Here is a 20,889-nt window from a genome sequence, read left to right as displayed (position 1 = left end):
GATAGAATTGGATAAAAAACTACAACAACCAGAAATGCAAAAAATTAAGATATTAATTGTTGATGATAAAAAAGAGAATTTAATCAGCCTCGAAAAAATTCTCGACGATTTTGATGTAGAATTCATCCGTGCATCATCGGGAGAAGAAGCATTAAAACATAGTCTTAAGTATGACTATGCAATGGCCATTCTTGATGTACAAATGCCAGGCATGGATGGTTATGAAACCCTCGAATTGATGAGACTACGAAAGAAAACAAAACTACTTCCAGTCATCTTCGTTTCAGCCATTCATCAAAGCGATCTTCACATTATTAAAGGAATTGAAACGGGCGCAGTAGACTTTATTCCTAAACCAATTATTCCAGAAATATTAATTGGTAAAGTAAAAGTTTTCCTTGATCTGTATAAGCAAAAATTAGAAGTCGATCAACTATTAGAACACCTTGAAAAAAAAAATAAGGAACTAAGTATTGAAAAAAATAAGGCAGAAAAAGCAACACTATCTAAATCGCTTTTTCTGGCCAATATGTCCCATGAAATTCGTTCCCCAATGAATGGAATTCTAGGTCTTTCCCGATTACTATTACAATCGGAATTAAATGACGAACAAAAAGACATGTTGGAGGTAATGACTAATTCAGGAGAAAACCTAATCCAAATTATCAATGATATTTTAGATTACTCGAAAATTGAAGCAGGACAAATTGAAATTGAAAATATCGATTTTAATCTTACTAAAGTAATTGATACAGTTTTTCATCTTTTAAACTTTAAAGCGGTTGATAAAAATATCTTGTTTAACATTGAAGTGGATGAATCAATTCCAAAGCAGTTAATTGGGGATTCCTTTCGTTTGAATCAGATTCTGATGAATCTGGCCAATAACGCAATTAAATTCACAGGTAATGGCAGTGTATGCCTTTCCGTAAAGTGCATTGAAAAAACAAAAGATCAAGTCGCCTTATTTTTCTCGATAAAAGATACAGGAATTGGAATATCAAAAGAAGCACAAAAAAAGCTCTTTCGAGAGTTTATGCAGTCTGAGAAATCTACTACCCGAGAATATGGCGGAACAGGTTTAGGTCTTGCCATATCAAAAAACTTAACCCAGTTAATGGGTGGAGAAATTGTCGTAGACAGTGAACTAGGAAAGGGGTCAGATTTTATGTTTACATTAAATTTTGGATACCACGAAAAAATAGAAAATATAATGAATAATCAAAACACCGAAATTTCTTCGAATATATCGATACTTGTTGCCGAAGACAATCCTATTAATCAAAAAGTGGTTACTCTCACCCTTCGAATGATGGGATTAACATGTGATATTGCTAAAAATGGTCTGGAAGCATTTGAGATGTATAAAGAAAAACGCCATCAAGTCATATTAATGGATATGCAAATGCCTGTACTTGACGGAATTAGTGCCACAGAAAAAATTAGAGTCTATGAAAATTTAGAAACGATTAATGAACCTGCTGTTATTGTAGCTCTTACCGCAAATGCATTTGTAGAAGACAAACAAAAATGTATTGAAGCTGGCATGAACAATTTTCTATGTAAACCATTCAAAGAAGATGAACTTCGAAAAATATTAAGTGAGGCATCAAAAAGCATAGTAAAATAGAGCATTCATATGGATCAGAACAAACTTGAAGATCTTGAAAATATAGACATTGAAATACCTTTACTCTTAGAAGCAATCTTCCAAAAATATGGTTACGACTTTAGGAACTATTCCAAGGCACATTTAAAAAGGCGTTTAATGCATAGAATGGCCATTGGTAAGTTTGATTCCATTTCTTTAATTCAAGATAAAATTCTAAGAGACAAGAATTCTTTTGTAGAACTACTGGCTGATTTATCAATTAACGTTACAGAAATGTTTCGTGATCCTGATTTTTACTCCTCGTTTCGTGAGAATATCATTCCGAATTTAAGAACCTATCCGTTTATTAAAATTTGGCATGCAGGATGTGCCACAGGTGAAGAGGTATACTCATTAGCTATTATGTTAGAGGAAGAAAAATTATTAAATCGCTGTCAGATTTACGCTACAGACTTCAACAGAAAGGTATTAGAAATCGCTAAACAAGGAATTTATCCAACTCGAGATATAGATCAGTATGAACGTAATTACATAAAATCTGGAGGCAAAGGAAAATTATCCGACCATTATACAACAAAATATGGTTCAATTAAATTCGATCAAAAATTTGCTAAAAAAGTTGTTTTCGCCGACCACAACTTAGTTACCGATGATGTTTTTGCTGAAGTCAACTTAATTCTTTGCAGAAATGTACTCATTTACTTCAACAGAGAGTTACAGGCAAAAGTTGTAAACTTATTTCATAAAAGTCTTTCATCAAGTGGCTTTTTATGTTTAGGCACCAAGGAATCTCTTCGTTTTACTAGTCAGGAACACAATTTTTCCGAAATTGATGTCATGCAAAGAATATTCAAAAAAAGAATTAACTAATGTATAAAGCTATCGTCATCGGCACATCATTCGGCGGACTGGAGGCGCTTACAGCCATCATCAAAAATCTGCCAGAGAATTTCTCTTTGCCAATTTTAGTTGTTCTGCACATTGGTGAACACAAAAATGATTCTTTCATTACTGCCTTGAATAAACGCACTAATTTACACGTGAAAGAAGCCGATGAAAAAGAAAAAATACAAACAGGAACAATTTATTTTGCACCTCCAAACTATCATCTGCTTGTTGATGAACAATCAAGTATTGCCCTTTCGAGTGATCCTAAAATTAATCATTCACGTCCTTCTATCGATGCGCTTTTTGAATCAGCAGCCTGGCATTATAAAAATCAGCTGATCGGAATTCTTTTAACGGGCCTAAATCAAGATGGAGCATTGGGAATAAAAGAAATTCAAGCCTGCGGAGGAACTACAATTGTTGAGAATCCAGAAACTGCAATCGCAAGTATAATGCCTGCTTCTGCCATCCGAATTATGCAACCAGATTTTCAATTGGTATTGAATGATATTCCTTCCAAAATAAGAGAATTAACACAATAAAATTTGGCTTTTTTCTCATTAATAAGCTTGCTATAAATCGCCGAATGTAAATGCAAGCAAAATCAATATTTTTTCCGACCTTTCGCCCAAATCAACATCTCATATAAAAAATGCCAACTAGCATAGAAATAAAAGCTTACTGCAATAACAAGCAGGCAATAAAAGAAATACTTCTTTCAAATGGCGCAAAACTTCAAGCTACCGATCATCAAACAGATACCTATTTTCATTCCAAATCAGGACGATTAAAACTCAGAGAAGGAAAGGCTGAAAATCAATTGATTCACTACATCCGAGAAGATAAAAAAGGCTGTAAAAAAAGCAAAGTTGTCCTTTATAAAAGCAATACAGATTCTTCTCTCAAAGAAATTCTTGAAAAAACAGTAGGTTCAAAATGTATTGTTGATAAAATAAGAGAAATTTACCTAATTGATAATGTGATTTTTCATATCGATACAGTAAAAGGATTAGGCAATTTTGTAGAAATAGAAGCGATGGATACAAACGGAACCATTCCTACTGAAAAATTGCAAGAACAATGCAACCATTACATCAAAATATTAGAAATAAATGCCAAAGATTTACTAGCTGAATCATACTCTGATCTTCTGCAACAAAATCAACTTTTCAATCAAATATTGATTGACGAATAAGAATACAATGTAGGATCAGTCATATTTTATTCATTTTTAATACAAGTATTTACTAACTTTACTAATGAACCTAAATTTTATGCCGATGCTTCAATTTGAATTTGACATACGCGACCATAAAATTAACAACAACGAATCGAAAGGAATACAATTAGCCCTTGGAATTTCCTTTTTTATTTGTGCTGCCTTTTTATATGCGTTCATTAACTATCTTAACTTCTGTCCTTTTAGCGAATACTTCATCTTTATACTTGTGGTGGTATCTCTTTATTTTATTGGCTTGCTTTTAGGTTGCAAATTCCTATACCCTCGAGAATATTTGCAAATTAATGCCAGAAAATTAACCTATAAAACGGGGTGGGGAAATAAGAAGCTAAAAATCTATTTAAAGGACATTAAAGACTTTAGCATCGAAAAGAAAAAATTACTGATCGTACTCAAAAACAAAGAAATAATTTCCATCGATTTATGTTGTTTTAGTAAAAATGCGATAACTGTACTCAAAAATTATTTGAACCTAAATTAAAAACGGAAGATATTGAATCTTCCGTTTTATATCTATTATTTAATAGTCATCCTTGCAAAAGGAGCCGTATCCTGTTCAACAAATTCTTTCCTGAGATATTTAAAATATCCTGTAATCGCTACCATTGCCGCATTATCAAGAGAATAACCAAGTTGCGGAACGTACACTTTCCATTTGTATTTGTCTGCAGCTTCTCTTAGTGCGATTTGCAAGCCAGAATTGGCCGAAACACCACCAGCGATAGCTACTTCACGAATACCCGTTTCCTTTGCGGCCTTTTTTACCTTATTCATTAAAATTTTAACAATTGTATGTTGCAAAGAAGCACACAAATCATTCATATTTTCTTCAATAAAATCAGGATTCTCCTTAATTCTATCCCGAAGAAAATATAAAAATGAAGTTTTAAGCCCGCTAAAACTATAGTTTAGTCCTTTTATTTTAGGTTTGCTAAATTCAAAAGCCAAAGGGTTTCCAAGTTTAGCTTTCTTATCGATTAAAGGCCCTCCCGGATAAGGTAAGCCCATTACCTTAGCACATTTATCAAAAGCCTCTCCAGCAGCATCGTCAATGGTTTCTCCAATTACCTCCATCTCTAAATGATCTTTCACTACAATAATTTGAGAATTACCACCCGAAACCAGTAATGCCAAAAAGGGAAAAGATGGATGCTCGTACTGGTTTTTTAAATCATCGATAAAATGCGCCAGTATATGAGCCTGAAGATGATTTACCTCAATAAGAGGAATGTTTTTTGAAAGAGCAAAACCTTTCGCGAAGGAAGTGCCTACCATTAAGGATCCAAGCAAGCCTGGACCTCTGGTAAAAGCAACAGCATCAATATCATCAGCAGTTATTCCCGCTTTGGCTATAGCCTGATGCACTACAGGAATTATATTTTGTTGATGAGCTCTGGAAGCTAACTCTGGAACAACGCCCCCATAATCCATATGAACATCCTGACTGGCAATAATATTTGAATAAATCACTCCATCTACTAATATAGATGCTGAAGTATCATCGCAAGACGACTCAATTCCTAATATTGTTATACTCATTAATTTTATTTTAAATCCAAATAAAGATAGCGTTCCCCACCTAAAAGGTTAAAAAAATCAAAAAACACCTCCAACCCTAAATTAGATGTAAAAATCAACATCTTTTTAGCTAATTTTGTGCAACTCACAAAACGCAAAATTATCAAAAAATTTCTCAAAATATCAATTTGGACCCTGCTGGTTCTCATTATGCTCCCAATAATGACTTATTTAGTATTCCTAAATAGTCATGTTCAGACCTATGTAAGCCAAAAAATAGCCAATTATATTTCAGAACAAACAAATACTCCTGTAAGAATTGAAGGCGTAAGCATATCCCCCTTCAAAAGCATTATACTTAAAGGCTTATACCTTGAAGACTATCAAAAAGACACCCTTCTTTATGTTGGGAATTTAACTGCCAAAATTGATTCTTTCAAACTCAAACAACATAAACTTTTCATCCAAAAGCTCACCTTAGAAAAAGCCTATGTAAATCTTCATGAAAATGAAAATAGATTGTTCAACTACGAGGTTTTTCTCGATTCCTTATCGAAAAAAGGAAGCTCTGGGAATAAAAGTAATGACTCCCAAAAATCCTGGAATATTACAGTTGCCAATATTGATCTTCTTAACTCTCAGTTTGGCTACTTGGCCGTAGACACAATTCCTCAGGAATTTGGAATGAATTACAACAATATTTATGTATCGAAACTAAATTTACAGGCTCGAAACATTAAAATCATCGGCGATTCTGTCGACTTTCAAGTCAAACATTTAAGTTGCCTTGAAAAATCAGGTTTTGAAATTATCGATTTCAAAGCAAGAACCTGGATTACCAGCAAACAATGGGGTTTAAAAGATGTTAACATTACTGCACCCAACAGCATACTGCAAGCCGAGCACTTGTATTTCAACTACGAACCAGGAGAAGCTTGTTGGGCGAATTTTACAAAAAAAATGAAACTCGATTTCCAAATTACATCCTCACGAGTAAGCTTTTTGGATGTTGCCTACTTTAATGAATTGCTGCTTGGATTTCGAGAAACAGGATTTATCACAGGACATATTTACGGCACAATTTACGATTTGCGGGGAAAAAACATTGACATTCTTTATGGCGACAACACCGTTCTTAAAGGTCAATTTTACATGAATGGTCTCCCCTACCTTAAAGATTCTTATTTGGAAGCCTATTTTGAGGAGTTAACAACCACCATTTCGGATATTGAGAAAGTATATATTCCTGGGTATGCAAAAGAACATTTTAATTTGCCTGACTACTTCGATAACCTGGGATTGATTCATTACACCGGACAATTTAATGGTTTTTTAAATGACTTCGTCTTTTACGGTGATTTCTTGACTGAATTGGGAAAATTAGAAACCGATATACTATTTAGACCCAAGTCGGGAAGTAACCGATTAAATTTCACAGGTGATCTTAAATCATCAGACTTTAATTTAGGCGGGTTACTAGAACAAGATAAATTAGGAAACATATTCTTAAATGTTTCAGTGAATGGTTTTACAGAACCTGAGCTTACTCAAGGAATCATAAAAGGAAACATCAGTAAAGTAGATTTCTATGATTATCAATATAAAAACCTTTCTTTAGACGGCTTTTTTGATAATTCTCGATTTGATGGACAAATTTCCATTGAAGATCCAAATATTGGTTTCGATTTTAAAGGTAACATCAACTTTTCAAAGGAAAATCCGACGATGGAATTTAGTTCACATCTTCGAAAAGCCAAACTATTTCCTTTGCATTTAAATACCACCGACCCCAAAGCAGAATTAAGTTTATCCTTAAATGCCAACTTTAAAGGTGATGATTTTGACAATGCCAATGGAACAATCGAACTTACGAACACCGATTATAAAAACAGCTTGGGTGAGTATAGCCTCAACATATTTACAATCAACTCTTTTTCATCACCATTAATTAAAAAGGTAGAAGTTAATTCGGATATTGCAGATGCCAAAATAGAAGGAAATTATGAGATTGACAAATTGGTTTCCTCAGTAAAACAAATGGCCCACATCTATCTTCCAGCCTATGCCTCCCAAAAAGAAGCTCTTAGTATCGATAGTACCAATAATTTCCAATTTTCAATCAATTTAAAAGAAACTGAACCTTTAACAAAACTTATTTTCCCAAATATAAAACTAGCATCTAATTCTAGTTTAGAAGGAAAATTAAACGCAAAAGAACAACTTGTTCATATGAATTTTGAGACCACAAGCGTAAAAGTAAACGATAACACTTTCGAAGAACTCAAGCTTGATCTATCCACAAATAATAAAAAACTGGAGCTTAAAGGTCGAACCAACAAATACACTTTCTCGAATAATTTTAGATTATACAATCTATCTCAAAAAATTACTGCGAGCAACAATAATATCGATATCGACCTACTTTGGAACAATTGGGATGCCGTTACCTACAGTGGCTATCTTAAAGCTCAAGCAAAGGTTGAAAAATCAAAAACATCGGATCACACCATTTGGAATGTTGATTTATTGCCAAGCACAATTATCATGGCCGATAGCATTTGGTCTCTTCAAAAATCTAACTTGATTATTGATAGTACCAGCTATGCTATTGATAATTTTAAAGTCAGCAGAAAAAATCAATATTTTAGTTTGGATGGGAAAATTTCATCCAATCCTAGCGATAGCATTAACTTCCAAATACAGAACATAAGTCTTAAGGATTTAAATGATTTAACCCGTGAGAAAAACATTAATATTGACGGAACTGTCCGCGGATACATGCAGTTATCTGATTTTTACGGAGACAGATTATCCAACTCCGACTTTCACCTGGAAAATCTGATTTTTAATCAAGATACGATAGGCGATTTTTATCTGAACAGCAATTGGGATAAAGCCAACAAGGAATTATCTTTTACCACATTTACCAACTACAAATCACAAAAGGAACTCGACCTGAAGGGAAGCTATTTTCCTGAGCAGGATTCCTTAAATATGGATATTCGCATTGATAGTATTCGATTGAGTTTGCTCACGCCTTACCTTCAGGAAAACATTTCGGAGATAAAAGGAAATGCCTCGGGTTCTATTCATATCAATGGTTCACCGTCTAAGCCTGAATCTTCAGGCTTTCTAAAACTAGAAAATTCCAGCTTTAAAATTAACAAATTACAAACTATCTACACTTGTGATGATAGCATAAAAATAACGCCTAAAGAGCTACAGTTTAACAAACTAAAACTATTGGATGAAAACAACAACACAGCAATTGCTTACGGTGTAATTTCTCACGAACAATTTAGTAATTTCAATTTAGATCTTGCCGTAAACACTCTTTCTTTTAATGTTTTAAATACAAAAATTACGGATAATGAAACATTTTATGGACAAGCCTATCTCACAGGAATTACTTCAGTATATGGTCCTATTAATAATTTAGACGTAGAAATTACCGCTAAAACAGGTAAAAACACCAGACTATTTGTTCCTATGAACAACAGTAGTGATATTGAAGAAAGCAATTTCATAAAGTTCGTAAATTCGAACAATCATTCAATAAATAATACAGAGGAAGAATACAAAATTGATCTTACGGGAATTCGCTTAAACTGCGATTTAGAAATAACTCCTGAAACAGAAATTCAAATTATTTTCGATTCTAAAATTGGCGACGTACTAAAAGCAAAAGGTGGTGGAAACCTAAAATTAGAAAGCGATGCAAAAGGTGATTTTAAAATATTTGGCGATTATACAATCCAATCGGGTAGCTACCTTTTCACCTTACAAAACGTGATCAACAAAAAATTTGATCTTTCCAATGGAGGTAATATCAAATGGAATGGAGATCCCTATAACGCAATCATTAATATTAATGCGGTATATAGTGTTAAAACAAGTTTGTACGATCTACTATTAGACACTCCGTATATCGACACGTCTAAAAAGATTATGGTAGAATGCAATATGAATTTAAGTCAGGATCTTGAAAATCCAATTATTAAATTCGACATTAATTTTCCCACTTTAGATCAGCAAACACAAAGTCTTCTGGAAGGACAATTCTCTAGCGAAGATGAATTAAACAAACAGATTTTATCGCTCCTTGTTTTAAACCGATTCTATACTCCGGAATACCTAAGATCAACCGATCCTGATTTTGAAAATAAAAACTCTAGTTATGCGGTTGGTCTTACCACAAGCGAAATGCTTTCCAATCAATTATCAAATTGGCTAAGTCAAATTAGTAACGATTTCGACATTGGAGTAAGTTATCAGCCTGGGGATGATTTAACCAGTGATGAAATAGAATTAGCACTTTCCACTCAAATCTTTAATGATAAAGTAACTATAAATGGAAACATAGGAACCGGAGATAGCGAAACCAATAGCAACGACATTGTGGGCGACGTTGATGTGAACTTAAAATTGGATAAAAAAGGAAAATTGCAACTAACAGCTTTCACTCGTTCAAATGAATACATTTTATACGAACAAAATAAAAATACGCAAGGAATCGGAATTTTTTACAAAGAAGAATTTAATACCTTTTCTGAGTTGATGAGAAAATATTTGAATTTCCTAAAGTCAAACAAAAATCAAGAAAAAGAAGACTAAGTTCTAGTCCTTAGTAATTTTAAAAATCCTTGATCAATGTTATTCAACAGAATTAATAAGGTTTTTTTTTATTTAATTGCCTCAGATTAAAATTTACAAATATTATTATCTTAGTACTTTGTTTAAAAAAAAATAACTAATTCTAAATAATCCATTACTATGTTTACATTAATGATTGTGGTTTTTGTTCTTGGCTACACAGCTATTGCTTTAGAACACCCACTAAAAATTGACAAAGCAGCTTCGGCTCTTTTAATTGGAGTAATAACTTGGGCACTTTATGTATTTGGTGGCATTGATATTCTTTCATCGGGTGTTAGTAGAGCCTGGAACGAATATGTTGCAATAAATCCTGCTGCCGATACACATGAGGGGATGTTATATTTCATTACTCATCATGAAGTTCTTCATCATTTATCCGAAATTTCATCCATTTTATTCTTCCTACTAGGAGCGATGACAATTGTTGAAATAGTTGATCAACATCAAGGGTTTAAGATTATTACTGATAAAATTAAAACAACCAATAAGATTAAACTCCTTTGGGTGCTAAGTGTCTTAACTTTCTTTATGTCAGCAGCATTGGATAATTTAACAACAACTATTGTAATTGTAGCCTTAATCCGTAAGCTTATCGACGATAAAAAAGATCGTTGGTTCTTTGCTTCTATGGTTGTTTTAGCAGCTAATGCTGGTGGTGCATGGTCTCCTATAGGCGATGTTACAACCATTATGCTTTGGATTGGTGGACAGGTTACCACTTTTAATATCATTACTCGAGTAATACTTCCAAGCTTATTCACCATGCTTGTTCCTCTAGTGATTGTAAGTACATACTTAAAAGGTGATGTTACTCGTCCACAATTGTCAAATGGCGACAGTAAAGAATATACTACTCATAAAGAGCAATTATTCATTCTTTGTTTAGGTGTATCTTCTTTACTATTCGTTCCTGTATTTAAAACAGTTACTCACCTTCCTCCTTATTTAGGAATGTTGTTTGGCCTTGGATTAATGTGGGTAGTTACTGAAATTATGCACAAGCATAAGGATAGTGAATTTAAAAGCAGACTAAATGTAACTGGCGTTTTGAAGAAAGTTGATGTTCCTACCGTATTATTCTTCTTAGGGATTCTTTCTGCTGTTTCAAGTTTACAATCAGCTGGTCATCTTGATATCCTTGCTCAATGGTTGAACGACAATGTTCATGATATTTACATCATCAACCTTATTATCGGAGTTCTTTCTTCAATTGTTGATAATGTTCCTTTAGTAGCAGGTGCAATGGGTATGTACCCAATTGAAGCCGCTGGAGCAGTTGGATACGCTTCTAACTTCGTACAAGATGGTTTATTCTGGGAATTCTTAGCTTACTGTGCTGGTACAGGAGGAAGTATCTTAATTATTGGTTCGGCTGCCGGAGTAGCTGCCATGGGAATGGAAAAAATAGATTTCATCTGGTATTTCAAGAAAATTTCTCTTCTTGCCTTTATCGGATACCTTTCCGGTGCTGGGGTTTATTACCTTCAGGCAATCTTATTGCACTAAAATCATAATTTCCCATATTTGTGTGAGGAATCAAAAACAATAATATTAATTTAGCGAGATATAATATTCAATATTATATCTCGTTTTTTTATGTGTAAGATTTAACTTGAAAATAGTAAATATGAATTATCTTTTGATTTTAGCTGGAATTCAAACTGCGGTAGAAAATGAAGCCTTAATTGACCAACAAGGCGCCGAAGCCACCGAAATTTCACTTAACTTTATCGATTTAGCCTTTAAAGGAGGCTGGATTATGGTTCCTATCTTATTCCTTTCTGCCATCGCGATGTATATATTCTTCGAAAGATTCTATGCAATCCGAAGAGCATCAAAGGTCGATTCGAATTTTATGAACCGAATTAAAGATTACATTCATGACGGGAAAATGGACTCGGCCATAGCACTTTGCCAATCGAATGATACTCCAGTATCAAGAATGATTTCGAAAGGTATCAAAAGAATTGGTCGTCCGCTGAATGATGTGAATGCCGCCATTGAAAACATTGGAAATCTTGAAGTGTCGAAACTCGAAAAAAACTTAGCAACCCTTGCAACAGTGGCAGGTGCAGCACCTATGATTGGTTTTCTGGGAACAGTTATGGGAATGATTCAAGCTTTCTACGATATGTCCAATGCAGGAAATAATATTGATGTATCGCTTCTATCCCATGGTATTTATACCGCTATGGTAACTACTGTTGCAGGTCTTATTGTAGGAATTATTGCCTACTTTGCTTACAATATTTTGGTTGCAAAAGTTGAAAAAGTAGTATTTACCATGGAAGCCACTACAACCGAATTTATGGATTTGTTGAACGAACCAGTTAAGTAATCGTCTTATGGCATTAAAAAACAGAAATAAGGTAAACCCTAATTTTAGTATGTCATCAATGACTGACATTGTGTTCCTGTTACTGATATTCTTCATGGTAACTTCAACACTTATCGCTCCTAATGCGCTAAAATTACTCTTACCACAAAGTAAAAATCAAACAGCGGCCAAACCAATCACAACGGTTTCTATCGATAAAAACAATAATTTTTTTATCGAAACCAGTGCTGTTCCATTTTCTCAATTAGAAAATCGCTTGCAAAAACGTTTGTCCCGAGAAGAAGATCCAACTATTTCTTTGCACGCCGACCAATCTGTTCCTGTTGAACAGGTTGTTAAAGTAATGAATATAGCAAAAAATAATAAGTACAAATTAATCTTAGCTACCAGAGCTAAATAAAAGATAACAATGAGTAACTCGAAGGGTAAACGATTAGGATTTGTGGGGACAATTGGATTTCACATAGCTTTGCTTGCCCTTTTGTTTTTTCTGGGATTCAGTACTCCTCTTCCCTTGCCTGAAGAGGAAGGTATTCTAATTAATTTTGGAAATTCGAACCAAGGCTTTGGACAAAGAGATCCAGCTCCTTCCCGAGCGAGTAAATCTGTATCTGCAGTTTCTTCTCCCGCAGTACAAGCTCAACAGTCGGCAAGTAAAGCAGAACAATCAAAAAGTATAGCAAGCGAAAAAATCTTAACACAAGATACTGAGGATGCTTCATATATACCTTCGGCAAAAAAAATAGCCGCTAAAAAAGCAGAAATCGAAAAAAATAAGAAGATAAAGGAAGAACAAGACAGACTTCAAAAAATTGAGCAAGAAAAGAAACGACAAGAGGAAATACAAAAACAACAAGAAGCCGAAAGACAACGTTTGGCTGAAATTGAACGAATAAGAAAAGCCGAAAGACAAGAAAAAATTGCCAACATTAACAACAAAGCAAAAAATGTATTCGGTCAGGGAAACTCGAGCAATTCATCACAAGGAATAAGCAGCTCATCGGGAAATCAAGGTGCACCCAACGGATCGGTTGATTCAGATAATTATACTGGCTCAGGTTTGGGCAGCAAAGGCGTTTCCTACTCGTTAAGTGGTCGAAACTCACTTTCCATTCCTAAACCACAATACCAACTTCAGGAAAGTGGAAAGGTAGTAGTAGAAATAACAGTAGACAAAACAGGTAAAGTGGTAAGTGCACGCCCTGGAATGCCAGGATCTACAACCAGTAACTCTACACTATTCGATGCGGCAAAAAAAGCAGCTATGAAAGCGACTTTTAATTCAGATAATACTGCCCCGGCTTATCAGCAGGGAAGTATTACCTATCATTTTCAATTGGACTAAGAAGCTAGCAATCCCAACATTTCATAAACCCCCAGAAATTTTAAGGAAGCAAAAATAATTACTGCCAGAAGAATGTAACGTACAAATTTTGCACCCCAACTCACTGCAAAATTAGCTGCAATATAAGCTCCAATCATGTTTCCTATGGCCAAAATAAAACCAATCTTGTAATCAACCTGATCATTCATAATAAAAACAATTAAAGCAAATAGAGTGTAAAGAAGAATAATAAGCGCTTTAATTGCATTGGCTTTAACCAAATCGTAACCAGCACCTAATACCAACCCCGATAGTAAAAAGAAGCCAACTCCAGCTTGAATAAAGCCACCGTACACTCCTATAAAAAAGAAAATTACTACTTGTACAATACTTGGTTTGGATCGAACTAAGCCAGCTTGTCCTTTCACCCAGGCATCTGGCTTGTAAAGCACAATTAAAAACAAGAATATGAGCAAAGCTCCAATTGTTTTTTGCATCATTTCTTCATTGATTTCCACGGCCAAACTCGCTCCTAATACCGATCCAACAATGGCAGGAAGTGCAAGCCATATCCCTTCTTTAAAGGAAAATACTTTTTGTTTTTTAAAGCTACTTACACCCACCATATTTTGCAATATTATAGCAATACGATTGGTTCCATTGGCAACATTGGCAGGAAGTCCCATAAACATCAACATTGCTAAACTAATAATTGAACCACTTCCTGCAAGGGTGTTTAAAAAACCAGCAAAAACACCTACTAACACAATTAACAAATAGTAATACCACTCCATATTTTCATCATTTTTAGACTTTTAAACTAAGAATAAAAATCAACACAAAATATGTTAAAAAACAAAATGGACCTTTTGGGTCCATTTCATTCAAAAATAATTTGCATTTAGTATTCAATTGTTTCGGTGTATCCCATTCCTTTTGTACTATCAATATATCTCGCACTAAACGGCTCGATTTTTACCAATCTCATTTCATTCACCATTTCGGCAGGAAAATTAGCAACCTGAGGGAATTTATTCATGTAAATTCCCATTAAGCGACCAGCTTCTTCCTTATCCTCAACGAAACTTGCATGCCCCATCATCTGAATCCCCTGAATAAGAGACCAATCCTGATAATCCTCATCAACGGTATAAGCAACCTTCGAATTTTGCTTGATGTTCGCAATTTTTCGTGTTCCTCTATGAGAAATAAAAAACACTGTATGGCCTTCGTTAATATACTCCACACTATGAGCCATTGGCAATCCTTCGACAGAAATTGTTGCAAGGCTTAGTAAGTTATGTGCTCCCAAATAATTGTCGATATTTTTAACTGTTTCTTCTCTCATTGTTTACATTTTATTGTTTCTTATTAATTGATTAAATACAAAGCAATTGAATTGCTCCAAATGTTTTCTGTCTTTACTAACTTTCATCTGCATGATCATTCCTTCCCAGCTAAAAAAGATAAACTCGGCCAAAGTTTTAGGATCATCCACATTTTGGATTTCCTTTTTTTCCTGAGCATATTTAATTTGATTAGCAATTAAGTCAATAGACTGCTCTAGGATTAAATTTAAATGCTCGCGAAAATCTTCATTCACATCAGCCATTTCAAGAGTAAAATTACCTATGGGGCATCCCCCCTTAAAATCTCCATTCACAAAAAAATCCAAAAATCCACTAAAAAATGTTTGCAGTCTCTGAACATGGGGCATCGATGCATCTTCTGTAAATCTGTTTAAAACAGATTTAAAATGTTGAAAAAAACAATCGATAACCTGTATGCCAAAATCCTGCTTATTCTTAAAATAGAAATAAAATGATCCTTTGGGAACACTGGCTTCTTTCAAAATTTCCTGTAATCCAGTATCATTAAAGCCTTTTTCATGCATTAATCGAACACCGGCATCTAAAATTTTCTGTTTCGTGTTGGTTTTCATAGTAATAATAGACTGGTCTACTACAAAAATAATAAAAAAAAATTACACAAAAAAAGAGGAGAACTAAATCCTCCTCTTTTCATTTATATTGTTACAATCATTTTAGTAAGCAAACATCGGACGTTCGCACATCATTTCGTTTACACGCTCACGAACCGAAGCAATTACTTCTTCATTATCGATATTGCTAATTACCTCATCAATCATCTGAACGATTACGGGCATGTGCTCTTCTTTTAAACCACGAGTGGTAATGGCAGGTGTTCCTACACGCAAACCCGAAGTTGAAAATGGAGAACGAGTATCGAAAGGGACCATATTTTTATTGATTGTGATATCAGCTTTCACCAATACGTTTTCTACTTTCTTTCCTGTTATGTCTGGAAATTTAGAACGTAAATCAACCAACATGGAATGATTATCGGTACCATCGGAAATCACTTTGTAACCCAAACGCATAAATTCTGAAGCCATAACCTTAGCATTTTTTTGCATTTGAATTGCATATTCTTTGTAGGAATCGGTTAACGCTTCTCCAAAAGCAACCGCTTTAGCCGCAATAATATGCTCAAGAGGTCCTCCTTGTTGTCCTGGGAAAACAGCAAAATTTAAAACCTGAGACATCATTTTCACTTCACCTTTTGGTGTTTTTTGTCCCCATGGATTTTCAAAATCTTTTCCCATCAAAATCAAACCACCACGTGGTCCACGAAGGGTTTTGTGTGTAGTTGTTGTTACAATATGGCAGTAAGGAATTGGATTACTCAACAATCCTTTAGCGATTAATCCTGCAGGGTGAGCAATATCTGCCATCAACAAACAACCTACTTTATCGGCAATTTTACGCAAACGAACAAAATCCCAATCGCGTGAATAGGCCGAAGCTCCTGCTACAATCATTTTCGGTTTGTGCTCTGCCGCCAATTGTTCTAATTCATCATAGTCAACAGTTCCTGTTTCTTCTTTTACATGGTAGGCAATTGGATTGTATAAATTCCCCGAAAGATTCACTGGAGAACCGTGTGACAGGTGACCTCCGTGCGATAAATCCAATCCTAAAAAGGTATCACCTGGCTGCAAACAAGCATAAAACACAGCCGCATTTGCCTGAGCTCCCGAGTGAGGTTGCACATTAGCATACTCTGCACCAAATAATTCACAGGCTCTATCAATAGCTAACTGCTCAGTTTGATCTACAATCTGGCAACCACCATAGTATCTCTTTCCTGGATAACCTTCGGCATATTTATTGGTAAGGCATGAACCCATTGCATCCATTACTTGCTGGCTCACGAAGTTCTCAGAAGCAATTAACTCAATACCACTTTTCTGACGTAGGTATTCCTGATCAATTAGGTCGAAAATTTGAATATCTCTTTCCATTGTTGTTTGTCTTTTTCCGAAATAAATCGGAATAAATTAATGAGTTGTTAGTATGTTAAAGGAACAAAAATTCCTTTGCTCTAATGTATCTATTTCCCCCTTGTAAAGATGATGCACAATCATAAATATCTATTTCATAGCATCTGCTAATGTGCAGCTTCAAAATTAGACAAATCAGCATATTAAAAAAATTATTTCCTGCATAATTAAAAGTCTTAGATGAATATTTATACAGCCAATAAAAAAACAGTAATCTCAACAGCCAAAGCTTCTCCTATTTTCTCTCTAAAACCTAAAAAAGTTTCCAAAAAATCAACCTGTAAAAATCGCAATTGGACCTCTAATATTTGTAGAAAATCTAATTTACTCCTATCCATTTGCAAAAGCTAAAGCATTTATTGTAAATTTAACAATGCATTTAAACCAAAAATATCACAATGGAAATCATCGAAACAACAAAACAAAGACCTGCATTGATAACAATATTATGCATTTTAACTTTTATTGGAAGTGGTTTTGGCATTGTTGGTAACCTAATTAGCATGATTTTGTCGCCCATTACAAATTTTTTCGAACCTGATTTTTTTGAAATGACCCTAAACAACATTCAGGATGATTTTACAAGCGAATTAGTAGAACAAGCATTGATAATGGGACAAAAAGCCATTCATCATCTTTTTGAAATTTCGCTCGTTAAATTTCTATTGTATGCTGCTAGTTTAACAGGCGCAATACTCATGTTTCAATTAAAAAAAGTTGGTTTTTATATGTACACAACAGCTCAAATCTTACTTTTATTTGTTGCACCAGCATTTCTTGGCTTTAACCTATTTACAAATATGGGAATCCTTTTTAGCAGTGTATTTACAATATTGTTTATTGCTCTTTATGCCATTAACCTTACCAAAATGAACTAATTACTAACCCCTAAAAATAAAAATCTAATGGAAGAAAATGTAACAACTATCACAACACCAAAAAAAAGACCAACTTTCCTAACGGTTCTTTGTATTCTATCTTTTATTGGTAGTGGTGGATTTGGATTATTGAATTCACTGTATCAATTTGCTACATTTGAAAGCAGCTATCCAAAAAATGCTGAAAAACTAAGCCTAGTTCTAGAGCAATTAGAAGATGCAGGAATGGATTCTGGTTTTATGTATACCAATGCACAAAACAGCCTGATTCAACTTGAAAAAATGTCACAAAATTTAGGGATAATAACTGGAGCAAATTGCTTATTTGCACTACTCAGCCTTTTAGGCGTATTTATGATGTTCAAATTAAAGAAAAATGGTTTTTATCTATATTTAGGCGCGAATTTATTTTGGATATTGGTACCCTTAGCGCTTATCGATTTTGATGCAACACTATTTATGACAATGGTCAGCGCAGGAATTACAGCCTTATTTGTGATTCTTTACGCAGTAAATCTCAAACACATGAAATAAATATTTTCTTGCGATAAATTCAAAGCTGCTTATTTTGTAGGCAGCTTTTTTAATACTTTTTAAAAGAATTTAACTCGGAATATTTTGGCCTATTTTGTACTTTTAATCTGTTATTGTAGAACTTAATTAGATTGAAAATGGTACGTAATTCAGTATTGTCTGTTTTGATCTTACTTATGTCCCTTTCTGGATTTTCTCAAAACAAAGACAACAAAACAGAACCCAACGAAGACATAAAGGTCAACAAAGAATTTGATAAGGATGGAAATTTGATTCGATATGATTCCACCTATGTTTACACCTGGTCGTCGGATAGTTGCTACACAAGCTTACCCGATTCTGCATTTTTAAATTTCTCGGACATTCATAAAATTAGGAAAAAAATGCAAGAGCAGTTGGAACAATTTTACAGCAAAGACAGCTCGAAAATGAAACAATTTTATCATCCTTTTTTCTCAGATGACTTTTTCGACAATAGTCCATTCGATTCGGAATTCTTCCAGAATGACTTTTATTCAGAAGATTCTATCCCCACCGATATGTTTCGACAAATGGAAAAAATGTGGGAAGAAAGAAAAAAATACAATCGTGAACACAACACTGAAATGCGAAAAAATCTAGATTCGTTGCGCAATAGTTTTATGCTAAAAAGAAAGGAATATTTTCAGCAGCGAGATTCTATCTATCGCTTTTATCAACAAGAAAATAAATCGACTGATTTATAACCTCCAATAATACCAGCTAATCGGCAGTAATTTTTACCAAATGCTGCCGATATGCTGAAAACAATTTTGATTTGGAAACGAATCCTTTGTATTTTCCCTTTTCTAAAACAGGTAGATTCCAGGCTCCACTTTCTTTAAATTTCGACAGTACAATTTCCATCGAATCAGTATAAGAAATTGATGCAGGAGGAGAAATCATTAAACTACTAATGGAGGTTGAATACATTTGTTTATCGAACATGATTTCGCGAACCTCATCTAACAGAATCACACCAATTAAAAACTCTTCTTCGCTAAGAACAGGAAAAATATTTCTTTTTGATTTCGCAATTACTTTTACCAAATCGCCCAAGTTAGCATCTTCCGGAATGGTCATCAAATCCGTCTCAATAACTTTCGATAGTTGCATAAATCGCAAAACTGCCTGATCTTTATTATGCGTTATTAGTTCGCCTTTTTGGGCCAATTGAATAGTAATTATAGATTCTTTTTGTAAACTTTTTACAGTAATAAAAGAAATCGTAGTTGAAAGCATTAAAGGCACAATTAGCTCGTAGCCTCTGGTAATTTCCGCAATCAGGAAAATCCCTGTTAAAGGAGCATGTAAAACTCCCCCAAGCACACTAGCCATACCCACCAAAGTAAAGTTGCTTTCAGACAAAGGTTCCCCTATCTCAAAATAATTGTAAATAAATACAAAAAGATATCCCAACATAGCTCCTGTAAACACCGAGGGTGCAAAAATTCCACCCACTCCCCCAGCTCCCAATGTAATTGAAGCTGCAATGACCTTTAAAAGTACCAATGCCCCTAAAAAAAGAACAACAACATACCAAAGCTGGGTATCGTTCTCGAATAGGCTGGACCTAAATACCTCATCAAGGTTCCCTGCCATTAAAGATTTAACAGTATTATAGCCTTCTCCGTACAAAGCCGGAAAATAAAAAATGAGAATACCAAGACAAATTCCTCCAATCAGCATTCTATTTTTAAGTAATCTAACCTTTTCAAAACGAGATTCAATCCTCAAAAATATTTTGGTAAAATAAACAGAAACAAGTCCCGAAAGAATTCCCAATAGAATAAAAAATGGAATGTCACGAATGACAAAAGGATGTACAATAACGAATTCAATCAGAATATCATCATCTAAAAATAACTTTGTGGTAAGAGCACCACTCACCGAAGCCATCAGTAAAGGAATCAATGAGAAGCGCGATAAATCAATCAGTAGTACTTCCAAAGCAAACACAATAGCGGCAATAGGAGTGTTAAAAATAGCTGCAATTGCACCCGAAGCACCGCAAGCGAGCATTATGGTAACCTCTTTATAATTTAAATGAAAGTAACGTCCCATATTTGAACCTATGGCTGCTCCAGACGAAATAATTGGTGACTCTAATCCAATACTTCCACCAAAACCTGCTGTAAGAATAGCTCCAATTACCGACGAATAAACCTTGTGCAATTTCACAATGCTGTTTCGTTTCGAAATAGCTCGTAGCAAAGAGGTAATATTGTGTTTTGTAAAATCACGAATAATATATTTTTTAAAAAGCTGGCTAAGACCAAGCCCAATCATAGGATATAAAAAAAATAAATAATTTTGCTCACTCCAATTGATTCCCTGTAGCAAATACTCACGCCCGCGATAAACCGCAGTCTTTAATATAAGAGCAGTCATCCCCGAAGCGATACCTATAAGTACGCTAAGAATTAAAATTAAAGTCTGGTTATTGATATGACGGAGTCTCCAAATTAGAAACCTGCGCCAAGGTGTTTTACTGACCATAAAAGTATATAGCTTGAGTA

Annotated in this window: 19 protein-coding genes; 13 read left to right on the top strand and 6 right to left on the bottom strand. The window is 34.4% G+C overall.

What is annotated here, in order from left to right; translation table 11 throughout:
• The first annotated feature begins 34 nt into the window (after positions 1–34).
• The 5 genes from ABYT26_RS00445 (at position 35) to ABYT26_RS00425 (ending at position 4,221) form a co-directional block, all read left to right on the top strand.
• Positions 35–1,630: a response regulator gene (locus ABYT26_RS00445; RefSeq protein WP_372750901.1), complete on the top strand. Its 1,596-nt coding sequence runs from the start codon at positions 35–37 to the stop codon at positions 1,628–1,630.
• A gap of 9 nt (positions 1,631–1,639) precedes the next feature.
• A complete protein-coding gene (locus tag ABYT26_RS00440) occupies positions 1,640–2,482 on the top strand; it encodes a protein-glutamate O-methyltransferase CheR (RefSeq protein ID WP_372750900.1) in 843 nt (280 codons plus the stop codon).
• Positions 2,482–3,042, top strand: coding sequence for a chemotaxis protein CheB (locus tag ABYT26_RS00435; protein WP_372750899.1), 561 nt, complete (start codon positions 2,482–2,484; stop codon positions 3,040–3,042). The genes ABYT26_RS00440 and ABYT26_RS00435 overlap by 1 nt, the downstream gene beginning before the upstream one ends.
• A gap of 110 nt (positions 3,043–3,152) precedes the next feature.
• Positions 3,153–3,695, top strand: a complete 543-nt coding sequence (locus tag ABYT26_RS00430) for a class IV adenylate cyclase (RefSeq protein WP_372750898.1) — start codon at positions 3,153–3,155, stop codon at positions 3,693–3,695.
• 85 nt (positions 3,696–3,780) lie between these two features.
• The gene (locus ABYT26_RS00425) at positions 3,781–4,221 is read left to right on the top strand and encodes a hypothetical protein (protein ID WP_372750897.1); all 441 of its coding nucleotides are present in this window, start codon (positions 3,781–3,783) and stop codon (positions 4,219–4,221) included.
• A gap of 35 nt (positions 4,222–4,256) precedes the next feature.
• On the opposite strand, the gene tsaD is transcribed toward ABYT26_RS00425, so the two are convergent.
• Positions 4,257–5,279, bottom strand: coding sequence for a tRNA (adenosine(37)-N6)-threonylcarbamoyltransferase complex transferase subunit TsaD (gene tsaD / locus ABYT26_RS00420; protein WP_372750896.1), 1,023 nt, complete (start codon positions 5,277–5,279; stop codon positions 4,257–4,259).
• A gap of 201 nt (positions 5,280–5,480) precedes the next feature.
• Here tsaD and ABYT26_RS00415 point away from each other — a divergent pair, with 201 nt between their 5' ends.
• From ABYT26_RS00415 to ABYT26_RS00395, 5 genes are all read left to right on the top strand, one after another.
• On the top strand, positions 5,481–9,872 hold the full coding sequence (locus ABYT26_RS00415; RefSeq protein WP_372750895.1) for a translocation/assembly module TamB domain-containing protein: 4,392 nt from the start codon (positions 5,481–5,483) through the stop codon (positions 9,870–9,872).
• A gap of 159 nt (positions 9,873–10,031) precedes the next feature.
• A complete protein-coding gene (gene nhaD / locus ABYT26_RS00410; protein WP_372750894.1) occupies positions 10,032–11,420 on the top strand; it encodes a sodium:proton antiporter NhaD in 1,389 nt (462 codons plus the stop codon).
• 121 nt (positions 11,421–11,541) lie between these two features.
• Positions 11,542–12,252, top strand: a complete 711-nt coding sequence (locus tag ABYT26_RS00405; RefSeq protein WP_372750893.1) for a MotA/TolQ/ExbB proton channel family protein — start codon at positions 11,542–11,544, stop codon at positions 12,250–12,252.
• Between the two features lie 7 nt (positions 12,253–12,259).
• Positions 12,260–12,652 carry an ExbD/TolR family protein gene (locus tag ABYT26_RS00400; protein WP_372750892.1) on the top strand — a complete coding sequence of 131 codons (393 nt, stop codon included), beginning with the start codon at positions 12,260–12,262 and terminating at the stop codon, positions 12,650–12,652.
• Between the two features lie 9 nt (positions 12,653–12,661).
• Positions 12,662–13,597, top strand: coding sequence for a TonB family protein (locus ABYT26_RS00395; RefSeq protein WP_372750891.1), 936 nt, complete (start codon positions 12,662–12,664; stop codon positions 13,595–13,597).
• Here the strand turns inward: ABYT26_RS00395 and ABYT26_RS00390 are convergent.
• From ABYT26_RS00390 to glyA, 4 genes are all read right to left on the bottom strand, one after another.
• A complete protein-coding gene (locus ABYT26_RS00390) occupies positions 13,594–14,370 on the bottom strand; it encodes a sulfite exporter TauE/SafE family protein (protein ID WP_372750890.1) in 777 nt (258 codons plus the stop codon). The two genes, ABYT26_RS00395 and ABYT26_RS00390, sit on opposite strands and share 4 nt — an antisense overlap.
• A gap of 107 nt (positions 14,371–14,477) precedes the next feature.
• The gene (locus tag ABYT26_RS00385) at positions 14,478–14,924 is read right to left on the bottom strand and encodes a pyridoxamine 5'-phosphate oxidase family protein (RefSeq protein WP_372750889.1); all 447 of its coding nucleotides are present in this window, start codon (positions 14,922–14,924) and stop codon (positions 14,478–14,480) included.
• Between the two features lie 3 nt (positions 14,925–14,927).
• The gene (locus ABYT26_RS00380) at positions 14,928–15,518 is read right to left on the bottom strand and encodes a TetR/AcrR family transcriptional regulator (protein ID WP_372750888.1); all 591 of its coding nucleotides are present in this window, start codon (positions 15,516–15,518) and stop codon (positions 14,928–14,930) included.
• 102 nt (positions 15,519–15,620) lie between these two features.
• Positions 15,621–16,901, bottom strand: a complete 1,281-nt coding sequence (glyA, locus tag ABYT26_RS00375) for a serine hydroxymethyltransferase (RefSeq protein ID WP_372750887.1) — start codon at positions 16,899–16,901, stop codon at positions 15,621–15,623.
• 437 nt (positions 16,902–17,338) lie between these two features.
• Here glyA and ABYT26_RS00370 point away from each other — a divergent pair, with 437 nt between their 5' ends.
• The 3 genes from ABYT26_RS00370 (at position 17,339) to ABYT26_RS00360 (ending at position 19,077) form a co-directional block, all read left to right on the top strand.
• Positions 17,339–17,818 (top strand): hypothetical protein, encoded by a 480-nt coding sequence (locus ABYT26_RS00370; RefSeq protein ID WP_372750886.1) that lies wholly within the window; start codon positions 17,339–17,341, stop codon positions 17,816–17,818.
• A 27-nt stretch (positions 17,819–17,845) separates the two neighbouring features.
• A complete protein-coding gene (locus ABYT26_RS00365; protein ID WP_372750885.1) occupies positions 17,846–18,352 on the top strand; it encodes a hypothetical protein in 507 nt (168 codons plus the stop codon).
• A gap of 137 nt (positions 18,353–18,489) precedes the next feature.
• Positions 18,490–19,077: a hypothetical protein gene (locus tag ABYT26_RS00360; protein WP_372750884.1), complete on the top strand. Its 588-nt coding sequence runs from the start codon at positions 18,490–18,492 to the stop codon at positions 19,075–19,077.
• Between the two features lie 16 nt (positions 19,078–19,093).
• Here ABYT26_RS00360 and ABYT26_RS00355 read toward each other — a convergent pair whose 3' ends face one another.
• Complete coding sequence (locus ABYT26_RS00355) at positions 19,094–20,869, bottom strand: chloride channel protein (protein ID WP_372750883.1); 1,776 nt, start codon at positions 20,867–20,869, stop codon at positions 19,094–19,096.
• Positions 20,870–20,889 lie beyond the last annotated feature (20 nt).

This window comes from Labilibaculum sp., assembly GCF_041595635.1.
In the GTDB taxonomy this organism is placed as follows: domain Bacteria; phylum Bacteroidota; class Bacteroidia; order Bacteroidales; family Marinifilaceae; genus Labilibaculum.
The sequence above is the reverse complement of the archived record's forward strand: the minus strand, read 5'-3'. Positions and strand labels throughout refer to the sequence as shown.